This window comes from Pseudomonas entomophila (assembly GCF_013523165.1).
GTDB lineage: Bacteria > Pseudomonadota > Gammaproteobacteria > Pseudomonadales > Pseudomonadaceae > Aquipseudomonas > Aquipseudomonas entomophila_A.
Map to the genome: position 1 here is coordinate 14,817 of NZ_JAAMQI010000016.1, position 19,937 is coordinate 34,753.

At 62.7% G+C, this 19,937-nt stretch carries 21 protein-coding genes and 1 tRNA gene; 18 read left to right on the plus strand and 4 right to left on the minus strand.

All coding sequences use genetic code 11. The features are described 5' to 3' along the window. Window positions 1–26: 26 nt before the first annotated feature. Window positions 27–1,235 carry a type II secretion system F family protein gene (locus tag G7Z99_RS13745; protein WP_181094671.1) on the minus strand — a complete coding sequence of 403 codons (1,209 nt, stop codon included), beginning with the start codon at window positions 1,233–1,235 and terminating at the stop codon, window positions 27–29. A 325-nt stretch (window positions 1,236–1,560) separates the two neighbouring features. On the opposite strand from G7Z99_RS13745, the gene G7Z99_RS13750 reads away from it, so the two are divergent. The 14 genes from G7Z99_RS13750 to G7Z99_RS13815 all read left to right on the plus strand — a co-directional run bounded on the left by G7Z99_RS13750 (window position 1,561) and on the right by G7Z99_RS13815 (window position 14,062). Continuing rightward, on the plus strand, window positions 1,561–1,971 hold the full coding sequence (locus tag G7Z99_RS13750) for a pilin (protein ID WP_181094673.1): 411 nt from the start codon (window positions 1,561–1,563) through the stop codon (window positions 1,969–1,971). A 79-nt stretch (window positions 1,972–2,050) separates the two neighbouring features. Continuing rightward, window positions 2,051–2,126: transfer RNA gene (locus tag G7Z99_RS13755), tRNA-Thr, on the plus strand. Window positions 2,127–2,375: 249 nt separating this feature from the next. Next, window positions 2,376–2,855, plus strand: coding sequence for a DUF6882 domain-containing protein (locus G7Z99_RS13760; RefSeq protein ID WP_181094675.1), 480 nt, complete (start codon window positions 2,376–2,378; stop codon window positions 2,853–2,855). A 223-nt stretch (window positions 2,856–3,078) separates the two neighbouring features. Continuing rightward, the gene (gene poxB, locus G7Z99_RS13765) at window positions 3,079–4,803 is read left to right on the plus strand and encodes a ubiquinone-dependent pyruvate dehydrogenase (RefSeq protein ID WP_219854219.1); all 1,725 of its coding nucleotides are present in this window, start codon (window positions 3,079–3,081) and stop codon (window positions 4,801–4,803) included. Window positions 4,804–5,010: 207 nt separating this feature from the next. Continuing rightward, entirely contained in the window at window positions 5,011–5,478 is a 468-nt protein-coding gene (locus tag G7Z99_RS13770) for a helix-turn-helix domain-containing protein (protein WP_181094677.1), read from the plus strand. Then, complete coding sequence (locus tag G7Z99_RS13775; RefSeq protein ID WP_181094679.1) at window positions 5,475–6,050, plus strand: PIN domain-containing protein; 576 nt, start codon at window positions 5,475–5,477, stop codon at window positions 6,048–6,050. Before G7Z99_RS13770 ends, G7Z99_RS13775 begins: the two co-directional genes overlap by 4 nt. A gap of 273 nt (window positions 6,051–6,323) precedes the next feature. Then, window positions 6,324–7,331 carry a 3-oxoacyl-[acyl-carrier-protein] synthase III C-terminal domain-containing protein gene (locus tag G7Z99_RS13780; RefSeq protein ID WP_181094681.1) on the plus strand — a complete coding sequence of 336 codons (1,008 nt, stop codon included), beginning with the start codon at window positions 6,324–6,326 and terminating at the stop codon, window positions 7,329–7,331. Further along, window positions 7,328–8,344 (plus strand): NAD-dependent epimerase/dehydratase family protein, encoded by a 1,017-nt coding sequence (locus G7Z99_RS13785; protein ID WP_181094683.1) that lies wholly within the window; start codon window positions 7,328–7,330, stop codon window positions 8,342–8,344. Before G7Z99_RS13780 ends, G7Z99_RS13785 begins: the two co-directional genes overlap by 4 nt. Then, the gene (locus tag G7Z99_RS13790; protein WP_181094685.1) at window positions 8,337–9,143 is read left to right on the plus strand and encodes an MBL fold metallo-hydrolase; all 807 of its coding nucleotides are present in this window, start codon (window positions 8,337–8,339) and stop codon (window positions 9,141–9,143) included. The genes G7Z99_RS13785 and G7Z99_RS13790 overlap by 8 nt, the downstream gene beginning before the upstream one ends. Beyond that, entirely contained in the window at window positions 9,140–10,423 is a 1,284-nt protein-coding gene (locus G7Z99_RS13795) for a F390 synthetase-related protein (RefSeq protein WP_181094686.1), read from the plus strand. The genes G7Z99_RS13790 and G7Z99_RS13795 overlap by 4 nt, the downstream gene beginning before the upstream one ends. Beyond that, window positions 10,420–11,040 carry a phosphatase PAP2 family protein gene (locus G7Z99_RS13800; RefSeq protein WP_181094687.1) on the plus strand — a complete coding sequence of 207 codons (621 nt, stop codon included), beginning with the start codon at window positions 10,420–10,422 and terminating at the stop codon, window positions 11,038–11,040. The genes G7Z99_RS13795 and G7Z99_RS13800 overlap by 4 nt, the downstream gene beginning before the upstream one ends. Continuing rightward, on the plus strand, window positions 11,037–12,173 hold the full coding sequence (locus G7Z99_RS13805) for a sterol desaturase family protein (RefSeq protein WP_181094688.1): 1,137 nt from the start codon (window positions 11,037–11,039) through the stop codon (window positions 12,171–12,173). Before G7Z99_RS13800 ends, G7Z99_RS13805 begins: the two co-directional genes overlap by 4 nt. Then, window positions 12,166–13,260, plus strand: coding sequence for a fatty acid desaturase family protein (locus tag G7Z99_RS13810; protein WP_181094689.1), 1,095 nt, complete (start codon window positions 12,166–12,168; stop codon window positions 13,258–13,260). The genes G7Z99_RS13805 and G7Z99_RS13810 overlap by 8 nt, the downstream gene beginning before the upstream one ends. Before the next feature lie 283 nt (window positions 13,261–13,543). Continuing rightward, window positions 13,544–14,062: a cysteine hydrolase family protein gene (locus G7Z99_RS13815; protein ID WP_181094690.1), complete on the plus strand. Its 519-nt coding sequence runs from the start codon at window positions 13,544–13,546 to the stop codon at window positions 14,060–14,062. Window positions 14,063–14,401: 339 nt separating this feature from the next. Here G7Z99_RS13815 and G7Z99_RS13820 read toward each other — a convergent pair whose 3' ends face one another. Further along, complete coding sequence (locus G7Z99_RS13820) at window positions 14,402–15,286, minus strand: LysR substrate-binding domain-containing protein (RefSeq protein ID WP_181094691.1); 885 nt, start codon at window positions 15,284–15,286, stop codon at window positions 14,402–14,404. Window positions 15,287–15,396: 110 nt separating this feature from the next. On the opposite strand from G7Z99_RS13820, the gene G7Z99_RS13825 reads away from it, so the two are divergent. From G7Z99_RS13825 to thrH, 3 genes are read left to right on the plus strand one after another with little or no spacing between them, the layout of a single operon-like run. Then, window positions 15,397–16,176 (plus strand): 2OG-Fe dioxygenase family protein, encoded by a 780-nt coding sequence (locus tag G7Z99_RS13825; protein ID WP_181094692.1) that lies wholly within the window; start codon window positions 15,397–15,399, stop codon window positions 16,174–16,176. A gap of 44 nt (window positions 16,177–16,220) precedes the next feature. Continuing rightward, the gene (locus tag G7Z99_RS13830) at window positions 16,221–16,838 is read left to right on the plus strand and encodes a LysE family translocator (RefSeq protein WP_181094693.1); all 618 of its coding nucleotides are present in this window, start codon (window positions 16,221–16,223) and stop codon (window positions 16,836–16,838) included. Next, entirely contained in the window at window positions 16,838–17,512 is a 675-nt protein-coding gene (gene thrH / locus G7Z99_RS13835) for a bifunctional phosphoserine phosphatase/homoserine phosphotransferase ThrH (RefSeq protein WP_258197035.1), read from the plus strand. Before G7Z99_RS13830 ends, thrH begins: the two co-directional genes overlap by 1 nt. On the opposite strand, the gene G7Z99_RS13840 is transcribed toward thrH, so the two are convergent. Continuing rightward, the gene (locus tag G7Z99_RS13840) at window positions 17,509–18,261 is read right to left on the minus strand and encodes a hypothetical protein (protein ID WP_181094694.1); all 753 of its coding nucleotides are present in this window, start codon (window positions 18,259–18,261) and stop codon (window positions 17,509–17,511) included. The two genes, thrH and G7Z99_RS13840, sit on opposite strands and share 4 nt — an antisense overlap. A gap of 427 nt (window positions 18,262–18,688) precedes the next feature. Between G7Z99_RS13840 and G7Z99_RS13845 the strand changes: the two genes are divergently transcribed. Next, window positions 18,689–19,261, plus strand: coding sequence for a plasmid pRiA4b ORF-3 family protein (locus G7Z99_RS13845; RefSeq protein ID WP_181094695.1), 573 nt, complete (start codon window positions 18,689–18,691; stop codon window positions 19,259–19,261). Between the two features lie 7 nt (window positions 19,262–19,268). Here the strand turns inward: G7Z99_RS13845 and G7Z99_RS13850 are convergent, their stop codons facing one another. Further along, window positions 19,269–19,763, minus strand: coding sequence for a GNAT family N-acetyltransferase (locus G7Z99_RS13850; protein WP_181094696.1), 495 nt, complete (start codon window positions 19,761–19,763; stop codon window positions 19,269–19,271). Window positions 19,764–19,937: the final 174 nt, after the last annotated feature.

Here is a 19,937-nt window from a genome sequence, read left to right on the forward strand (position 1 = left end):
CGCGAGAAAAGTCCATGCCTCGTTCATCACATCAGTGCGCTCAGCTGGAAAATGGGCAGGTACATGGCGATCACCAGACCGCCCACCACGACGCCAAGGATCAGCACAATCGTGGGCTCCAGCAAGCCGGTCAACTGTTCCATCGTTTGTCGGGCCTGGTCCTCGTAATGCTGCGCCGCCCGTTCGAGCATGTCGTCGAGCCGGCCGCTGCTCTCACCGATCGCGACCATCTGCACCAGCAAGGGCGTGAACAACGGCTCGCCGACCATCGCCCCTTGCAGGCTCTGGCCATTGCCCATGGCCTGGCGCAGCGCCAGGATCGCCTGCTCGTGCAACGGGTCGCCACAGGCCCTGGCCACCGTGCCGAGCGCATCCAGCAACGGCACCCCGGCCGCGTAGGTCGTCGCCAGGCCGCGTGCGAACCGTGCCAGCGCCGCCTGGCTCAGCAGGGCACCGAACACCGGCACGCGCAGCACCGCGCGCATCGTCCACAGGCGTACCTCGGGGCGCCGTCGCCACGCCGCTCGCGCGCCGGCCAAGCTGCCTGCCAGCGCCGCCAGCAGCCACCCCAGTGCGCCTGCCAGCCCCTCGGACGCGGCGATCACCCACTGCGTGAACGGCGGCAGCTCACCCCCCAGCCCGGCGAACAGCCCCTGGAACCGCGGCACCACCTCCAGCAACAGCAGCGCCGACACGCCCAGCCCCACCAGCAACAACAGCGCCGGATAGAGCATCGCCTTGCGCAATTGCCTGATCATCGCCTGACGCTGCTCGAGCATGTCGGCCAGCTGCTCCAGTTGCCGGTCCAGCGTTCCTGACTGTTCGCCCACCCGCACCAGGTTGCAGTACAGCGCATCGAACCACACCGGGTGCCGTTGCATCGCCTCGGCCAGCCCCAGGCCACCCGCCACCTCACGCGTGAGGCTCGACAACAGCGTCGCGCGCGTGGGCTCGGTGGTGGTGCGGCTCATCACCTCGAAAGCCTGCAACAGCGGTATCCCGGCCTTGAGCATCGTCGCCAGTTGCCGGCTGAACCCCGCCGGGTCCACCCGGCCCTGCCGTATCGGCCACCGCAACCAGGCAGGTGGCGCCGTGCTCACCCGCGTCACCCGGATCCCCTCGCGTGTCAGCAAGGCCCGCACCAGCGCCGCGCTACGGCCTGACCGCTGCCCCTTGAGCGCGACCCCCGCCGCATCCACCCCTTGCCACACGAAGACACGATTGCGTTCATCCATGAACGATCTCCTCTACGCCCCTTCCACACAGGGCAGACGCCACCTCATCGACCGCACGCGACACCGTGCGCGGCCAGGGTGCGCCGACCTGCCAGCGATCCAAGCTCGACGCCCTTGTCGGCCCTCAGGCCTGCCCCTCGACATCACCTTGCGACAACCGCCGTAACAGCTTCAAATGCCCCTGTCGCTCAGCGCCCACTAGAGTAGTCCAGCCAGCCCGACGGCCCTTCGTCCAGGCGTGACAAAAGGTATCGGCCACGCCGTGTTCCACCCGCCGGGTCGACCACCGTCGTTCGCTTCACTACACCGCCAGGAGCTTTCCCGCATGCAAGGACAACGCGGCATCACCTTGATCGAATTGATGATCGTCGTGGCGATCATCGGCATCCTCGCCACCCTCGCCGTCCCCCTGTACACCGACCACCAGTCCCGTACTAAGGCCACCGCCGGCCTGATGGAAATCGCTGCCCTCAAGACCCCGATGGAGTTGCGTTTGGCCCAAGGCCAGGACGTGTCCGACGCCGCCAGCCTGGGCGGGCAGGGCACCACCGCGCACTGCACCATCACTGCCACGGGCAACGCCGCTGCCGGGACGGCGACGCTCAGCTGCACGCTGATCGACGGGCCTGGCAACGTGACGGGCAAGGCGTTGACGCTGAACCGCAGCGCCAGCGGCTGGCGGTGCACGACCACGCTGGAGGCCGACCATGCGCCGAAGGGGTGCACGGGGGCGTGAGGGGGCAGGGGACGGAGAATAAATCGAGAGGGAACAAGGATTTGCGTAAACGGGCCGGGAGTGGTAGGTTTGCCTCCACGCCGGTGTAGCTCAGTCGGTAGAGCAGCGCACTCGTAACGCGAAGGTCGCAGGTTCGATTCCTGTCTCCGGCACCAGTTCAGGTCCTAGCTAAGGCTACCAACATCTCTGGCCTCCCGTAAAACCCGCCTTCTGGCGGGTTTTTACGTTATGGCGTTCCGTCGAAATTCGACAGCCGCCAGCCGGGCCGTATCAGATTTCCTGAAGTTTCGTACAGTGCCGCGAAGCCGCCTAGATCCAGCAAGCCTCAGACCATCTCCGCAGGACGCAACGCACAGCCCTGTGCCAAACTCCCCACACCCTAAACAGACATGCAAGGAAGCCCCATGTCGGAACACGCCTTCGAACACCTGCTAGACACGTCCATGAACGCACTAATGGACAAGCAGCAAGCGCTGCACGATCAATACGCATTGGGCGACATGGCACGCTGGTCGCTCGATCAGGAGACGGCCACCGTGCAGTTCTTCGATGAGCAGGACCGCCTGGCCGTCGAGGGGCAAATCCTCAACATCGGCTCGTTCTCACCTGCACATTCGAGCTGGAAGTGGGCCTGGAGCAACCCTTCGATACCTGAGCCGCTGCGTGAACGCGCACTGGTCTTGAAGGAGCTGGCAACAAGTACGGGAATGGACTTCTTCGGTGCCGAAGAGGCGTTCAGCCTGGAGGACGAGTCCATGGCCTGGCAGCTGGCGGCCATTGCCGTGCAGCACCTGGGCGCGCTGGGCTGCTATCGGGCGGCATCGTCGGGTAATGGGCCTACCGTGTTCCTCGCCCTCACCGAGCTCAAGCACGCCAGCCACTGAATGCAGCGCAGCGCGTGGCACGGCTGCGCCCATGTGCACGGGTGGACCCGCTCCTGCCCGGAGCGGTAGCCTGACGACCACCACACGCGCAGGCATTTGGCGACAGGTCCACAAGCGCTGCACACCACATGACGATTCCTTCACACACCCAAACGAACACCCCTCACCACGCCCCTGTCTCTACTCCATCGATCACTTCCTTCCCTTCGCACCAGGAGTTTTCATGGCAAAGATCAACATGGCCCAGCAACTGGCCTCGACCCTCGAGCAGGCCGGTATCAAACGGATTTGGGGCCTCACCGGCGACAGCCTCAACGGCCTGACCGACGCCCTGCGGAGCATGGACAGCATCGAGTGGATGCACGTGCGCCACGAAGAAGTCGCGGCCTTCGCCGCTGGTGCCGAGGCGGCGGTGACCGGGGAGTTGACGGTGTGCGCGGGCAGCTGCGGGCCGGGTAACCTGCACCTGATCAACGGCCTGTTCGATTGCCACCGCAACCGGGTGCCCGTGCTGGCCATCGCCGCGCAGATCCCCTCGTCGGAGATCGGCCTGAACTACTTCCAGGAAACCCATCCGCAGGAGCTGTTCAAGGAATGCAGCCATTTCATCGAGCTGGTCAGCAACCCGGCGCAGATGCCGCAGGTGCTGCACCGTGCCATGCGCTCGGCCATTCTCAATCGTGGTGTGGCGGTGGTGGTGATTCCCGGTGACGTGTCGCTGCTGGAGGTCGAGGAAAAGCCAGCAACCTGGCCCGCGTTGCAGCAGCCGCGCATCCTGCCCACGGACGTCGACCTGCAGCGCCTGACTGACTTGCTGGAAGACAGCCACAAGGTGACCTTGCTGTGCGGCAGCGGCTGTGCGGGCGCCCATGACCAGGTGGTGGCTCTGGCCGATGCGCTCGGCGCGCCGGTGGTCCATGCGCTGCGCGGCAAGGAGCATGTGGAGTGGGGCAACCCCTTCGACGTCGGCATGACGGGACTGATCGGCTTCAGCTCGGGTTATCACGCGATGCTGGGCTGCGACACGCTGGTGATGCTGGGTACCGACTTCCCCTACCGGCAGTTCTTCCCGAGCGACGCCAGGATCGTCCAGATCGACCGTGACCCGCAGGCGCTGGGGCGACGCGCGACCCTGTCGCTGGGCATCGCTGCCGATGTCGGTGAAACCCTCACCGCACTGCTGCCACGCCTGACGCGCAAGACCGACCGCCGTTTCCTGGACGGCGCGCTGAAAGCCTACGGCAAGGCCCGCGAAGGGCTGGACGATCTGGCGGTGCCGTCCAAGGGTGACCGGCCGATCCATCCGCAATACGTCACGCGCCTGCTCAGCGAGCTGGCCAGCGAAGACGCGATCTTCACCGCCGACGTCGGCTCGCCCACCGTCTGGGCCGCGCGCTACCTGAAGATGAACGGGCAGCGCCGCCTGGTCGGCTCGTTCAACCACGGCTCGATGGCCAATGCCATGCCGCAGGCGATGGGCGCGCAGGCCGCCTTCCCGGGTCGCCAGGTCATCTCGATGAGTGGCGACGGGGGTTTCAGCATGTTGATGGGTGACTTCATTTCGCTCGCACAGCTGCAATTGCCCGTGAAGGTGATTGTGTTCAACAACGCCTCACTGGGGTTCGTCGCCATGGAAATGAAGGCAGCGGGCTACCTCGACACCGGCACCGAGCTGCGCAACCCCGATTTCGCCGCCATGTCCAACGCGATGGGCATCCTGGGGATTCGTGTGGAGCGCTCGGAAGACCTGGAGGAGGCCCTGCGCCGTGCTCTTGCGCACGACGGCCCGGTATTGATCGACGTGGTCACCGCCACTCAGGAATTGGTCATGCCCCCGGCGATCAAGCTGGAGCAGGCCAAGGGCTTCAGCCTGTACATGCTCAAGGCAGTGATGAGCGGGCGCGGTGACGAGGTGCTGGACTTGGCGAAGACCAATCTCCTGCGCTAGGTACTTTTACAAACGTGGAGGTCGTCGAGTATTTCTGCGCCCGCCCTTCGCAGGCCTGACATGCCAGGCCTGCGAAGGGAGGGTCGAGATGATCCTCCTTTCGCAGCAGCAGTGTCTCAGTCGTTGCCTGTTTCGTTTATTTCGATTATAAAGTTGCTGCCAGCCCTATGAGCCCAAGCATTCAAGCCGCTTCTTTGGAGACACGCCATGGCTACCGCAGACCCTGTTCGAGGCCTCCTCCCAGATGAAAAAGCAATCGCTGCAGCGACTGAATCAAGCCGACAGATTGCGGCTTTCGTTTCTACGAAGCTGGAGACTCAACGTATCGAACTGGTTGATGACGCCCAGCAACGTCAGAGTGTCGAACTCCCCACGTTCGCGCTCAAATTACTCGGCGACATCCTCAGCGAGCTGGCCTTGGGCAACGCCGTAGAGGTCGTACCGATCCACGCGGAGCTGACGACTCAGGAAGGCGCCGACATGCTCAATGTCTCACGACCTCATCTGGTCAAGCTGTTGGACGAGGGACAGATTCCGCACACAAAGACCGGTAGCCACCGTCGCATAAAGTTCACCGACCTCATGGCTTACAAGGCGGATCGCAACAAGGCAAGCCAGGCCGCCATGGAGGAATTGGCTGCGCAAGCCCAAGCACTCGACATGGGGTATCAATGAGGCGCTCGTCCTTCACCGTCATCTACGATGCCTGTGTACTGTATCCAGCCCCTTTACGCGATCTGTTGATGCACCTGGCTCTGACGGGCGTCTATCGCGCACGCTGGTCTGAACAGATTCACAACGAGTGGACACGCAATGTGCTGAAAAACCGTCCCGATCTGGCAGAAGCGCAGCTCAATCGAACCGTTGAACTCATGAACCAGGTAATTCCTGATTGCCTGGTAGTTGACCATGAGTCATTGATTCAAGGGATCGAGCTCCCTGATCAAGATGACCGACACGTTTTGGCTGCTGCCATCAAATGCGGTGCATCGGTCATCGTGACCTATAACCTCAAGGATTTCCCTGCACAGATCCTGAGGCGCTTCGATATCGAGGCCCTGCATCCCGATGTTTTTCTTTCCGACATCTGGGACCTGGATCAGGCAGCCGTGCTTGAAGCCGTTCAGAAACAGCGTGCTTTTTTGAAGAACCCTACACACACGCCTCGCGAGCTGCTGGATACCTTGCTCAAGCAACGGCTTCCAGAAATCGTCAAGCATCTTTCCGTTTATGAATCGGTGATCTGATCCTGAGCAGGCTGGAATGGCCTCTCCAGCGTAAGTGCTGGCTTGTTGTCTCCTCTGCATTCCATCGAGAAAGGCACCATCCCCCCTTGAAGCTGGGAAACCCGCGAGCCACACATCCCCCCACGCATCTTCCTTTCCCACCCCCCACGTATACTGTGCCTACTTGCCTGGCACGCTCGTCCCAGCTCTTGAACCCCAACACGTCCAGGCGCTCGGCCCAGGCTTCAGGGCGTGGTTCAGCAAGCCCCACATGGATGCGAAGCCCACACTCCCATGACAGTACCTACTCCCCACGCGGCCCTGCTGCCGCTGAGCATCATCGCGACCGGCGCTGCATTACCGCCCGGTCGGGTGGACTCTTGCGCACTCGACGCCGCGTTGAGCAAGCCCGCCGGCTATGTTGAAAGACGCTCCGGCGTGCGTCATCGCTATCACGCCACGCTCGATGCCAGCCAGGCGGACCTGGCGGCGCAAGCGCTCGAGGACGCCCTGACCCGGCAGCACATCGAGCCAACCTCGATCGACCTGCTGATTTCGACCTCGGCCGTGCCCATGCAGGCCTTGCCCTGCACGGCCGCCCTGATTCTCAAAGCTGCCTCCCTACCGCCCGGCACGCCAGGGTTCGACATCAATTGCAGCTGCGTCGGCTTCATCACGGCGCTGCAAGTGGCGGCCGGGCTGCTCAACGCCGGGACCTACAGGCGTATCGCCATCGTCTCGTCGGACCTGGTGTCCCGCGGCATCGACTGGGACGACGACGAAAGCGCGCTGATCCTTGGCGACGGTGCAGCCTGCGCCATCGTCGAGCGGGGTGAGGGCAACGGCGGCATCCTGGGCAGCCTGGTCGAAACGTACCCGCAAGGCAGCGACCTGTGCGAGATCCAGGCAGGCGGCACGCGCCGCAACCCACGTGCGGGCATGACGGACAAGGACTTCCTGTTCCACATGAAAGGCAAGCCGCTGTTCCGCCAGGCGGCTGCGTTGATTGAGGGCTTCCTCGCGCGGTTGCTGGCGCGCAGCGGTCTGTCGCTGGGCGATATCGCCACCGTGGTGCCTCACCAGGCCAGCCATTTGTCGCTCGAACACATGCGCAAGCGACTGGGCGTTCCTTCCGAGGTGCTGGTGGATATCTACCGTGAACACGGTAACCAGGTCTCGGCCTCGATTCCCACCGCGCTGCACACCGCGTTCACGACGGGGCGCTACAGGCCGGGCGAGCCGGTGATGCTGATCGGCACCGCTGCCGGTCTGACGCTGGCAGGCCTGGTGCTGGTGCCATGAAGGTACTGCTGACCGGGGCCACCAGCGGCCTGGGGCGCAACGCCGCCGAATGGCTCCTGAATGCAGGGCACGAGGTGCATGCCACCGGGCGCGACGTCGCCGTGGGGCATCTACTGCAACGCCAGGGCGCGGCGTTCACGGCCATGGACCTGACGCAAGGCAGCGTGCAGGCGTACGAACGGTTGATGCACGGCTGCGACGTGGTCTGGCACTGCGCGGCCAAGTCGTCGCCCTGGGGCAGCCAGGCCGAGTTCCACGCGACCAACGTGCTGGCCACCGAACGGCTCGCCGAGGCCGCGGGCCGCAGTGGCGTGCCGCGGTTCGTGCACATTTCCACGCCGGCGATCTATTTCGACTTCCAGGACCACGCGCAGGTCGAGGAGCAGTACCGGGCGCGGCGATTCGCCAACCATTACGCCCGCAGCAAGTACCTGGCCGAGCAGGCTATCCAGGCGTCGGTGAAGCGCCATCCGCAGACCACCTTCGTCATCCTGAGGCCCCGCGGTCTGTTCGGCCCTCACGACCGGGTGATCCTGCCGCGCCTGCTGGCGCAGATCGAGCGCGACCGGGGTGTGCTGCGTCTCCCACGCGGCGGTCAGGCGCTGCTGGACCTGACCTTCGTGCTGAACGTGGTGCATGCGATGGACCTGGCCAGCCGCACGCCCGGCCTGGTCTCGGGCGCCGCGTACAACGTCACCAACCACCAGCCCATGCGCCTGGTGGACATGCTCCACCTGTTGCTGCACGACCAGCTCGCGCTTCGCTACCGTGTCCAGCCCATGCCCTACCGGTTGCTGCATGCCCTGGCGATGGCGCTCGAGGGGCTGGCCTGCGTGACGGGCAAGGAGCCTGCGCTGACGCGCTACAGCGTGGCGGCGGTCCATTTCGACATGACGTTGAGCCAGGCCCGTGCCCTCCAGGATCTGGGCTATCGCCCGTTGTACTCGCTGGAAACAGGCATTGAACTCACGGGCCACTGGCTCATAGCGCAAGGGGTGAATCTCCATGGCTAGCATCACCACCTTCGACGTGGGCTATTGCACACACCTCGGTTGCATGGCGCTGAAGGGGGCAGGCCTGCGTGTCTGCAAGTTTCCCTCCAGGGCATACCTGCTGGAAGTCGGCGAGCGCCGCTGGCTGTGGGATACCGGCTACGCCAACCATTTTCAGCAGCACACCCGATCGGGCATCTTCCGTGTCTACAGCCAGGTCACGCCGGTGTACCTGAACGCCGGCGAGACGCTGGTCGAGCAACTGCGCGAGGCCGGGTACGGTGCCCGTGACATCCAGGCACTGATCATTTCGCACTTCCACGCCGACCACATTGCCGGGCTGCGGGACTTCAGCCACCTCGATTTCATCTGCTCGGGCGAAGGCTGGCAGAAGACGCGTTCACTGCGGGGTGTCGCGGCGCTCAAGCGGGCTTTCGTCCCTGGCCTGATTCCCGATACCTTCGAGTCGGCCTTGCAGTTCATCGAAGGCTTCGAGCCGGTGGCGTTGTCCGAGCAGTTGCTGCCCTTCACGCAGGGGTATGCGCTGCCCGGCAGTGAAGGGCAGGTCGTGCTGGTACCGTTGCCGGGGCACGCGGCCGGCCATATCGGTGCGTTCGTGCTGACCGACGAGGGCTGGGTCTTGCTGGCCAGCGATTCGGCGTGGTCGCCGACCAGCTATCAGGAGCTGCGCGGGCCGTCGGTGCTGGCCAACGTGCTGATGGACGACAGCATGGCGTACTACCAGACGCTGAACCGCCTGAACCAGCTGTGGGCCGGCGGCCATGTGGACATTCGCCTGTGCCACGAGGGGGACCTGTGATCGCGCTCATGACGCTCTGGCACTACTGGCGCGCGCGGCGGCTTCAGTTTTCCAGTCGCCAGGCGCTGGAGCGCTATCAACACCGGCAACTCCGACGTTTCGCCAGGCGTGTGTTGGCGAAAAGCCCCTATTTTCGACCCTGGCGCGACCTGCCCCTCGACCAGTGGCCGTTGATGGACAAGGCGCTGATGATGGCGCAGTTCGACCAGATGAACACCGCAGGCCTGCAGGTCGAGCAGTTGCTCGCGTGCGCACAGCGCGGCGAGGCCGACAGGGACTTCACGCCCCGGGTCGGGCGCTTCAGCGTCGGGCTGTCGTCAGGCACCTCGGGGCGCCGTGGCGTGTTCGTCGTCAGCCCCGAGGAGCAACAGGTCTGGGCAGGCAGCATGCTGGCCAAGATGCTCCCCGACGGTCTTTTCGCCGGCGAGCGGGTGGCGTTGTTCCTGCGGGCGGACAGCAACCTGTACCACAGCGTCGACAACCGCTGGCTGAGCCTGACCTTCTATGACCTGTTCTCGCCCTTCGACGCGCAGTTGAGCCGCCTGCAGGCGCAGGCACCGACCCTGATCGTGGCACCGGCGCAGGTCCTGCGTGCCCTGGCCCTGGCCGTGCTGGACGGGCGACTTCGGCTGGACGTGAAGAAGGTGATTTCCGTCGCGGAAGTGCTGGAGGCGCAAGATCGTCAGTTGCTGAAATCGGTGTTCCGGGACGTCGGCGAGGTCTATCAGGCCACCGAAGGCTTCCTGGCCGCCACCTGCGCCCATGGCACGCTGCACCTGAACGAGGCGTTCGTGCACATCGAGCCGCAGTGGCTGGATGACGAGCGCTTCACGCCGGTGATCACCGACTTCACCCGCCGCACGCAGCCCATCGTTCGCTACCGGCTGGACGACGTGCTGGTCCGGCAGTCGACACCTTGCCCCTGCGGCCAGCACGCCATGGCCATCGCCCGCATCGAGGGGCGTCGCGACGACCAGCTCGTGCTGCCCGATCGACAGGGCACGCCACGGGTCGTCTTCGCCGACCTGTGCAGCCGAGCCCTTGCCAATGCGCTGCCGTTGAGCAGCGACTACCGCCTGATCCAGCGGTCGATGACGCAACTGCACCTGATCGCGGACTGCACCCCGGCGGACATCGAGCGCAGTCGTGCAGCGCTCGCCGAGGTGTTCGCGCAGCAGGGCATCGCCACCGAGGCGCTCGACTGGCAACTGACGGTCCAGGCCGTGATGCCGCAGTTCGATCGAAAGCGGCGCCGCATCGTTCGGGAGGTGGAGGCATGAACGCACCTGTGATGTTCAGGCTGTGGCAGATGCTGCTGGGGTGGGGATCGGTCGGCCTGGTCTATACGCTGACGGACCACTGGCAAGGGGCAGGGCGGATCATGCAGCCGTCCTCCCTCGACCGGATGGTCGCGTTCACGCCGCATGCGATCTGGTTGTACCTGTCCTTTTTCCTGGTAGTGCCGCTCGGCTACTGCCTGACACCACTGCACCAGGTCCGCTGGCTGTCGCGCGCCATGCGCCTCACCGCCCTAGGCGCCGGGCTGGTCTACCTGGCGTGGCCCACGACGATGGTGTACCCGGTCGACGAAGGCGCGACGTTCAGCTCGACGCTGCTGGCGGCGCTGATCGCGGTGGATTCGACCAACAACTGCCTGCCTTCGCTGCACATGGCCCTGATGGTGCTGGCGGTCTGGGGCATCGGTACGGCGGGGCGTACCCGTCGCACGCTGTTCTTCCTGGTATGGGTCGTTGCCATCGCCTATTCGATCCTGCAGCTGCGTCGCCATCTGTTCATCGACGTGGTCAGCGGTGCAGCGTTGGCCCTGGCCGCCGGTTGGCTCAGCCAGGCATTCGGCCGCACCCGGCGCGCCGTCCTTCAGGAGGATCCGCAATGAACGACCTGGCCCTTCCGATCGTGGTCATGCTGCTGATGGTGACCGGTGAAGCCGTGATTCTGCGCTGGGTACGCCGCCAAGCCGTCGACTGGCACGACGTGGTGTTCAACCTGAATTCCGGGCACATCGTGCTCTGGCTGTTTCGTGGCCTGGAAGTCCTGTGCTACGGCCTCGTGAGCACCTACCTCAACCTGGATCTGCTGGATGCCTGGCCCTCGTGGGCGATCTGGGCGTTCGCCTTCCTGGCGTGGGACTTCTGTTTCTACTGGCTTCACCGCTTCCACCATCATGTCGGTGTGCTGTGGGCCGTGCATGTGGTGCATCACCAGGGCGAGCACTTCAACCTGTCCTTGGGCGTGCGCAACTCGTGGTACTCGTCGCTGACGTCGATTCCATTCTTCGTGGTGCTGGCGGTGCTGGGCGTGCCGTTGCACGTCTTCGTCGCCGTGTCGATCCTGCACTATTCGATGCAGTTCTTTAACCACAATGCACTGACGCCCACGCTGGGCGTGTTGGAGACGCTATTGGTCACGCCGGCGCATCATCGCGTGCACCACATCAAGGACAGGGCCTACTCGGACAAGAACTTCGGCGGCACCTTCATCGTCTGGGACAAGCTGTTCGGTACGTTCTCGGGGCCACCCTCGACGCCTCATGCGTACGGCATCGGCGGGCCTCGCTCGTCGGCCAACCCGTTCTGGGCCAGCAACGTGCCGTTCCTGCGCTACCTGCGCCTGCCCGGAGCACCGCGCGAGACGCGCGGCGGCTCACATGTTTCAGGGGTAGGTGTCTTCAGCGGTGCGCTGTTGCTGTTCGCGCTGGTGGTCGGCTACATCTACCAGTACGGCTACGGCTATGACGCCATCCACTGGCCACAAGTGGCGCTGTTCATCGCGCTGGTGCTGGGTTCGGTGGCGCTGGGTGGCATGAGCGAGGCCAGGACATGGAGCATTCCGGTCTGGCTGCTGGTCGGTCTCGGTCTGCCGCTTCTGTTCCTGGGCTATTGCGGCTGGTCGCAGCTGTACTGGCAGGTGCCCATGGTCGCGCTCGCCCTGCACAGTCTCGGCGTGGCCGTGGCCTGTCGCCATGCAAGCCTGGCCACTACCACGCCAGAGGGGGCATCACATGACTGAAACAAGAGCGTCACTCTCATTCCCGGTCGGCGACGAACAGGCGTTTCATCGTGCGCTCAAGCGGGCGGCGCGCGCCTACCTGGGCGACGACCATCGATACGCCAATGCCCGACAGCGGCTCACGGCCTTGCTGTTGACCGTGCTGTGCGGGGGCTTCTATGGCTTGAGCCTTCTGCAAGAAACGTCCTGGTCATTCGTGACCTGCTACTTCGTGTTCATCCTCAGCAGCATGCTGTTGAACGTGATGGTGTTCCACGACGCTGCCCACAACGCGTTTTTCCAGGCGTCCTGGGCGAACCGGCTGCTGGGGCGGTTGATGACCCTGCCACTCGGCATCGACCCTGATTACTGGCGTGCCCGGCATGTGCAATTTCATCATGTCTACGCCAACGTCGAGCGTTACGACCTGGACACCGAAGAGAACGGCGTCCTGCGACAATCCCCTTTCCAGCGCTGGCGCAGGCACATGCGCTATCAGCACCTGTACTGGCCGTTGATCGCTGCATTGTCCTTGCCGTACATCGCCTGGGTATTCGACTGGTCGGACCGCCTGGGCAAGACGCCGCTCAAGGCCAAGCGCCTGTTGCCCGGAAGGCGAGGGTGGGCCGTCTTTCTGGCGAGCAAGGCATGCCATTTCCTGCTGGTGCTGGTCGTGCCGCTGGTGGTGTTCGACGGGAGCTGGACGACCGTGCTGCTGGCCTATCTGTCGAGCCAGATGCTGGCGTCGCTCTGGGTCGTCTTCCTGCTGCTCGGGACACACTGGGCCGATGCAGAATTCTATGAACCCCCTGAAACCACGGTGATGCCCCATGGCTGGTATCACCACAACTTTTCCACGACCTGCGACTGGCAGACCTCGCCACGCTGGCTGCATCACGTATTCGGCGGGCTCAACTTTCATCTGACCCACCACTTGTTCCCCGGCTGGAGCCATCGGCACTATCCGGCGCTGGCCGCGATCATCGCTGAGCTGGCGCCGCGCCATGGCCTGCATTATCGCTGCATCGACTACCGCGAGTTGCTCAGGCAGCAGCGGCTGTTCCTGCGCAGCATGGGGCGGGCGCCTGCGGGTGGCGAAGAAGTGTGACGAGGGGGGCAGGGCAGGGGCGTCGATGGGTGTGGGTCATCGTCAGCTGGCTGGCATGCAGCAGTCGTACTCCGGCCGGTCTTGCCAGCGTGCCATCCTGTTGCTAGGGTCGACCCATGCCTGCTCATCGCCTCACCTCGACCCCGACCACCACGACCGCCACAGGCGGCCCGTGCGAAGTGTCGTGAGCCGGTAGCACACGTACTTCAAAAGGCCCGCCAGCGATGGACAGGGCCTTTTTTCATGCCCTTGCGTCGCTGGCTCATTGCAAGGAGATGCACGCATGTTCGCTCTGTTGATACTCGACGTTCAGACAGGTCTCGTTCACGGCTCGGAAACACCCTGGCGCTGCGACGCGTTGCTGGAGACCGTGAATGGGTTGATGGACAAGGCGCGCAGTGCCGGCGCCCCGATCTTTCTCGCGCGTCACGTCGGCCCCGCCGGCTCGCCCCTCGAGCCCGGCAGCGCACTGACGCGGATCGCGCCAGAACTCAGGCTGGCGGGCACAGAGGTGATCTTCGAAAAGCGGCGCCCCAGCGCGTTCGAAGCGACCGACCTAGCCGATCGATTGCGCGCCAGTGGTGTGACAGGGATCGTGATCGCAGGGATGAAAACGCAGTACTGCATCGACAGCACCTGCCGAGCAGCGCGCGGCCTCGGGTTCGACGCCGTGCTGATCGCAGACGGCCACACCTGTTCCGACACACCTCAGCTGCATGCCGAGGCGATCGTCGCGCATCACAATGCGACGCTCGAGGGGGCGTTTTGTCGGGTGGTTCAGGCGCAGGCGTGGCGCTTCTAGCGGAGCATCAGAGGCAGGAGACGATCATCAGCTCAGCAATGAAGGGTGCTTGTCAGCACGTAGTAGCGCCAGAGGCGCACCCTTGTAGCCGATGTTCGTCCTGCGACGAGGTGCGCAACCTCTATCGGCGAGCCGAGCCACGAGCAGCGCCCGAACATCCGTACAACCCGTTTCTTATCGACTGCACATCGCTTCAAGAACAGCGACCTGAAACCAACGTCGATCAGCATCGAAGCTTCCAGCTGGGACCAGATGAAGGGGTTGAACGTAGGCAGCTGGGCGTGGCCCTCATGAGCCGAGCTGGATAGACCACGCAGCGTCCGCGTCGAAGGCTGCAGTTCAAGCCCCCTGCAGCCCCTCGATACTCAGGCGCATTTGTCCCGTCACCCACTCCAGGAACACTTCACACTTACCACTTCCCTTGAACGGTTTGGGCGATAACAAGCAGTACCTTGATCCATCGCGGCTGAACCCGAAGGGTGCGATCAGTTGGCCGGACTTGAGCTCATCCTGAACCATCAGGGCCGAAGACAGGCTAACGCCCAGTCCTGAGGCAGCGGCCTGGATACACAGATAGAAATGTTCGTAATCCAGCCTCGTCGAATCGGGTGTGGAGATGCCTTGCGCGCGTATCCAGTTTTCCCACGCTTGCGGTCGCGTCTTGCTATGCAGCAACGCCACGCCATCCAGTTGGCGAGCATTCTGCCAGCATGATGGGAGGCACACAGGGCCTACCCATTCTTCGCAGAGTGTCTCCGCGTAGACCGAGGCATCACGGTAAAAGTCATCTCGTCTGACGGCCACGTCCGCGCCCGAGCGACGGAAATCGATAGGGCCGCCTGCCGTAAGCAGTTGTACTTGTAGATGAGGGTAGGCCGCCTGAAAGTCAGGCAAGCGCGGGATGAGCCATTTCATCGCGATCGTAGGTTCGCAGGAAACCACCAGCGTCTCTTCTCGAGATTCGCGTTGTAGCGCACACAGCGTTTTCTCCAACTGCTCGAAGAACGGACCTGTGAGGCTGTACAGCTGCCTTCCAGCATCGTTCAGAAACACAGCGCGGTTGCGCCGTTCGAACAGGTCGAATCCGAGGGCGTCCTCCAATTGCCTGACTTGGCGACTGACAGCGCCGTGAGTCACATGAAGAAGACGAGCGGCCTGGACGAAATTCTGGGTGCGCGCGGCCACGGTGAAGAAGTGGAAAGCCGTGAGGGCCGGCAGTTTCATGAGCGATGAATCCTCACATAAATCAGCGTATATAAATCGATTTTCTTGGGCACCACAAGCGACCATGCTCTGGCTGGATCGCGACTCAGTGGTGAATCAGGAGGACATCAATGAAGACGAGGTGCCGCGTCATTTCCCAAGACACGCTCGACCATGTCTACTTTGCGAGTCAGCACAGTCTGTACTATCTGTGCGAAAACATCGCCCGTAACGATTGTGCGTTCTTGCCCTCTCGCCAAGTGATGGGGCTACTCAGCGCGATCGATCCAGACGCTGTCGCCAGTTGGGCTACCTTTCAGCGCAGTTGGGATCGTCTGGAACAGGACAGCTTCATGCGTGATGGAGGGACCTATCGTTTTCGCCGTCATGCGACCTACAGCGTTGCACCGGGCCAAACCTCCGCACGGCAAGAGCCTCATCAGCCTCATTATCAGCGTCTGGAGTACAACCCTCTCAACGGAGGCATCAGTCGGGAGTTCGCTCCGGTTGAGTCAGAAATGCTCCAAAACAAGCTGCTGATAGCCACGCTTGAGCTTTGCTGCACACTGTTCGGTCGAATGGCGCCTTTCTTCGCCTGGCACGTCGAAGTCCACCAGTTTCGAATTTACGCTTCGCAACGCGAGGTATCACCCACCCCGGAAGGCGTGCATCGCGATGGGGTCAACTTCATCCTCATGATGATGGTGAACCGAGTCAACGTGATCAATGGCGAGACCCATCTCTATGACCTCGATGGACGGCTTTTGCGCCAGCACACGCTCGTCAACGAAATGGAAGCCGCCATCGTCAACGATGAACACGTCATGCATGGCGTAACGCCGATCTTGCAACTTGACCCCGGGCAACCTGCGTTCCGGGATGTCTTGGTGGTCACGTTCAAGAAGCGTTGAACAAACACACGGCGGACTGAACACGTACCGCGAGGGAGTCATCCATGAACGAATTGATAGCCGTGGCGGCAATCACACTCCTGGCTGTGATCAGTCCTGGTCCGGACTTCGCGATGGTTACACGTACCAGCTACACCCATGGACGGCGCAGTGGGTTACTGGCGGCCTTCGGCATCGGCTGCGGCGTGCAGGTGCATGTGTGTTACACCGTGTTCGGCGTGGCGCTGCTCATTACCCATTCACCGGTCTTGTTCATGGGCATGAAGCTGCTGGGAGCGGGCTACCTAGTGTACCTGGGATGGAAATCACTCACGAGTCACTCATCGTTGGAACTGGATGTGTCGAAAGGGACGTCTCCTTCAGCAGGTCAATCGTTCAGCCTGGGGTTTTTCACCAATGCGTTGAACCCCAAAACCATGTTGTTCGTCGTCGCTACTTACAGCCAAGTTGTTCAGAACACACCGTCATGGAGCGCCAATGTTGCGTATGGGCTATTCATGTCGGCAGCCCATTGGATCTGGTTTAGCCTGGTTGCACTGTTCTTTTCGACCGAGGCTCTACGACAGCGCCTGCTTGCCAGACAAGGCATCATCGACAAGGTGATCGGCTCGGCATTGATCGGGTTAGGGGTCATGCTGGTCCTGCCAGGCGTTGGTCGCTGATGCCTAACTCGAAAAAACTGGCCTGTATCGATCTGGAAGGGGTTCTGATTCCCGAACTCTGGCCGAAGATCGCGGCGTTGACGGGCATACGGGCCTTGGCGACCACCACGCGAGAGGTGTCGGACTATGACGCCCTGATGTGCCAACGTATCGCGTTGCTGCGCGAGCATGGTCTCACGCTGAGTGCTGTGCAGCACCTCGTCGAGACGGTCCAGCCGTTTCCCGACTCGGCAGCGTTCCTGCGTACGCTCGCCGCCAAAGGGTATGAGGTCATCCTGATCTCCGATTGCTTCCGGGAACTAGCGGCGCCCATGCTCCGGTCGTTGGGCAGCCCTGCCATCGCGTGCCATCGCTTGCTGACGGACTGTGAGGGATTCATTTCTGGTTGCGACTATTTCCCTCGCAGAGGCAAGGAGGCGCATGTGGAACATGCTTTGGCCAGGGGGCTGCACGTGGTGGCAGTGGGCGATGCCTTCAATGACGTGGCAATGCTTCGGCAGCCAAGGGTTCTTGATCAATCCATCCCCGGCGACATTGGAAGCCGTGCCGGATATGCGAGTAGTCCGAAGTCTTGGAGAGATTTTGAGCGCGGTGATATGAGCCTTGGCGCCGTTCGACACGAGGTACGACGGCAAGCAAGACGGCTTTACCAGTCATCTGAACCATCGCACTAGTCACAGCCTGACCGCCCAAGCACGAACCTGCGTAGGCGCTGCCACGACCCACCGTGCCCATGAGGCCTCGGCGTGCTTACAGGCAATGAAGCGTGTATCACCTGCACCTGCGCATGGGGCGCCAGTGCCAGAGCGCGTCCATGCTCCCGGTATTCGATGCCGCATACCTCATGCGGCAGACTGGCCAGGTAGCGGTTGAGGTGCTCCCCTGTGAACGGCGTGTCCAGAGCCGCGATCCAGCCACTGAGGTCACACTCGACGAGGTGGTTGCCATGGTGCACGGCCGGGCCTTTGTCGACGCCAGCAAACCGCAGCAGGCCTTCGCTCTCGAATCCGTGGCGTCTCTGGACGGTAACGTGGTCCACGGGACAAAGCCCGTTTTTCCTGATGCCGTCCAGGCGGCTCGAATCGGTACCATGGTAGATCCGTATCTGGTCGAAGTAGATGAGTGCGACAACGTAGTAGGCACGAAAAGGCTTGATGCCTTCATCACGAATGCTGCGCACGCCTGTCTTGAGCCCGTAGTCGCACCTGTAGTTGTCCGTGGTGCGGTACAACCTGGCAACGCCATGGGCGTGCATGGCCACTGAATCATAGAGGACGGTGCTCGGCAGTTGGGTCAGGGGCTTGCCACTGACGGTGCAGAAGGCGTCGACCAGGGCGAACCCGTTGTGGCAGCCAGCGCAGGTGTTGATCTGTTTAGGAAGGCCATGGGTGAGAGCCGTGCAGTGAGGGCAGAAAACCAGCATGGGTGGGTCCATGAAAAGGTGTGTGGGTATGGTACGTGAAAGTTGACGAGGGACGGGACGGCCAGTGATGTGAGCAACTGCCAATCGCAGTCCTGGCTTCGCGGGCAAGCCCGCTCCTGGGACCGCAGTAGTTTGGGGATTACGATGTGACTACGAATGCAAGAGTAGTCCTTACTAGGGTGCCGAACCGGCTGCGACCTGTTCTTCCGGCGATGCGCGTGGACTTCGCGCTTTTGTGTGGCTATGACTAGAGCGGGACAAACGGTAGAGTCCATGCATGCGTCGCTGACGTACGGGGCTGCCCAGCCGCACCTGGCACCCCTGAATGCATATCCGTGACCAGCAAATCGTACAGGACGACTGCATTGCTCATGCGTATGCGCTCCCCGCGTCGTGCCCCAAGAATTTCCTATTCACGAGCCTCACCATGACCACTTCGCCCCGCACCCCTGCAAAACCAGGCCTCTACCAACTTCACATCGCCCTGGCGGGCAGCGATCCTCTGATCTGGCGCCGCGTGATCGTGCCCCAGACCATCACCTTGGCCCGCCTGCACCTTGTCATCCAGGTCGCCATGGGCTGGGAAAACGCTCATCTGCACCAATACCTGATCAATGGCGTCTGGTACGGCGTTCCTGACCCGGACGGTGAGAGCACGATCACGTCCCAGGCGCGTCGCTCGCTGGTCAAGACACTGGGCACGGAGACCACCTTCCGTTATGTCTACGACCTCGGTGACAGCTGGGACCATGTGGTGACGGTGGAAGCGGTGGTGCCACGCAGCAAGTACCGCAACCTGCCGACCTGCATCGCTGGCGAGAACGCTTGCCCGCCGGAAGACATCGGTGGCCTGGGTGGGTACGAAATGATGCTCGAAGCGCTCGGGGACGCTCAGCATCCGGAATATGGCCTGTTCAAGGAATACTTCCCGTACGGGTTCGATCCAGAAGACTTTTCGCACCGCGACACGAATTTCTGGTTGAAAGGGCTTGAGGTTTGAGGGGCGCCTAGAAGGCCAGACGCATGCGCTGCAATTGGTCCTGTACGCCGCCTGGGAGCAGACAAGTGTCCAAGTCCTGCACCCAGGTGAACCCGACCTTGTCGTAGAGCGCCAAGGCTGCTCGGTTGGACTTGAGCACCGTCAGTTCAATACCGGTGAAGCCGATGCGCCGTGCATGGCGCATGACGGCTTCGAGCAGCGCCGCCCCATGGCCATGTCGGCGAAACTCGCGCTTGACCTGCATGCCCAGCAGACCCAACTGCGGATCGCCCTGAGGACGACAGAAGCTGTCCGGGAACGCCTCGGCCGAGCCGACGATCTGCCCGTTCTGAACGGCCACGTAGACGGGCCAGTCATGCTGCTCCACGGCGACCAGGGCGCGCTCGATGGCCTGGATCGGCGGCGCCTGGGTCGAGACCGAAAACAGGCCTTCGCCACTTACCTCGGCGAACAGCGCATGGAAGCCTGCAAAGTCGCTGGCTTGGATCTTCCTGATGTCCATGTGTTTCCGTACCGTGCGGGTGTTCAGTTACGCATCATGCTCGGCCAGGGTACGGTGCAGAAGATCGCAGGTATTGATCTGTGACACGGTTATCACTTTGATCGATTCCATAAGGGCTGCATGCGGCCAAGTTGGGCGCCGGTTCATGAAGGCAGGACGCTGGGTGATGGAGCG

Bases quoted from the DNA above. Each gene is read 5' to 3' on its own strand.
- G7Z99_RS13745 (WP_181094671.1), bottom strand. From the start codon at position 1,235: ATGGATGAACGCAATCGTGTCTTCGTGTGGCAAGGGGTGGATGCGGCG.
- G7Z99_RS13750 (WP_181094673.1), top strand. From the start codon at position 1,561: ATGCAAGGACAACGCGGCATCACCTTGATCGAATTGATGATCGTCGTG.
- G7Z99_RS13760 (WP_181094675.1), top strand. From the start codon at position 2,376: ATGTCGGAACACGCCTTCGAACACCTGCTAGACACGTCCATGAACGCA.
- poxB (WP_219854219.1), top strand. From the start codon at position 3,079: ATGGCAAAGATCAACATGGCCCAGCAACTGGCCTCGACCCTCGAGCAG.
- G7Z99_RS13770 (WP_181094677.1), top strand. From the start codon at position 5,011: ATGGCTACCGCAGACCCTGTTCGAGGCCTCCTCCCAGATGAAAAAGCA.
- G7Z99_RS13775 (WP_181094679.1), top strand. From the start codon at position 5,475: ATGAGGCGCTCGTCCTTCACCGTCATCTACGATGCCTGTGTACTGTAT.
- G7Z99_RS13780 (WP_181094681.1), top strand. From the start codon at position 6,324: ATGACAGTACCTACTCCCCACGCGGCCCTGCTGCCGCTGAGCATCATC.
- G7Z99_RS13785 (WP_181094683.1), top strand. From the start codon at position 7,328: ATGAAGGTACTGCTGACCGGGGCCACCAGCGGCCTGGGGCGCAACGCC.
- G7Z99_RS13790 (WP_181094685.1), top strand. From the start codon at position 8,337: ATGGCTAGCATCACCACCTTCGACGTGGGCTATTGCACACACCTCGGT.
- G7Z99_RS13800 (WP_181094687.1), top strand. From the start codon at position 10,420: ATGAACGCACCTGTGATGTTCAGGCTGTGGCAGATGCTGCTGGGGTGG.
- G7Z99_RS13805 (WP_181094688.1), top strand. From the start codon at position 11,037: ATGAACGACCTGGCCCTTCCGATCGTGGTCATGCTGCTGATGGTGACC.
- G7Z99_RS13810 (WP_181094689.1), top strand. From the start codon at position 12,166: ATGACTGAAACAAGAGCGTCACTCTCATTCCCGGTCGGCGACGAACAG.
- G7Z99_RS13815 (WP_181094690.1), top strand. From the start codon at position 13,544: ATGTTCGCTCTGTTGATACTCGACGTTCAGACAGGTCTCGTTCACGGC.
- G7Z99_RS13820 (WP_181094691.1), bottom strand. From the start codon at position 15,286: ATGAAACTGCCGGCCCTCACGGCTTTCCACTTCTTCACCGTGGCCGCG.
- G7Z99_RS13825 (WP_181094692.1), top strand. From the start codon at position 15,397: ATGAAGACGAGGTGCCGCGTCATTTCCCAAGACACGCTCGACCATGTC.
- G7Z99_RS13830 (WP_181094693.1), top strand. From the start codon at position 16,221: ATGAACGAATTGATAGCCGTGGCGGCAATCACACTCCTGGCTGTGATC.
- thrH (WP_258197035.1), top strand. From the start codon at position 16,838: ATGCCTAACTCGAAAAAACTGGCCTGTATCGATCTGGAAGGGGTTCTG.
- G7Z99_RS13840 (WP_181094694.1), bottom strand. From the start codon at position 18,261: ATGCTGGTTTTCTGCCCTCACTGCACGGCTCTCACCCATGGCCTTCCT.
- G7Z99_RS13845 (WP_181094695.1), top strand. From the start codon at position 18,689: ATGACCACTTCGCCCCGCACCCCTGCAAAACCAGGCCTCTACCAACTT.
- G7Z99_RS13850 (WP_181094696.1), bottom strand. From the start codon at position 19,763: ATGGACATCAGGAAGATCCAAGCCAGCGACTTTGCAGGCTTCCATGCG.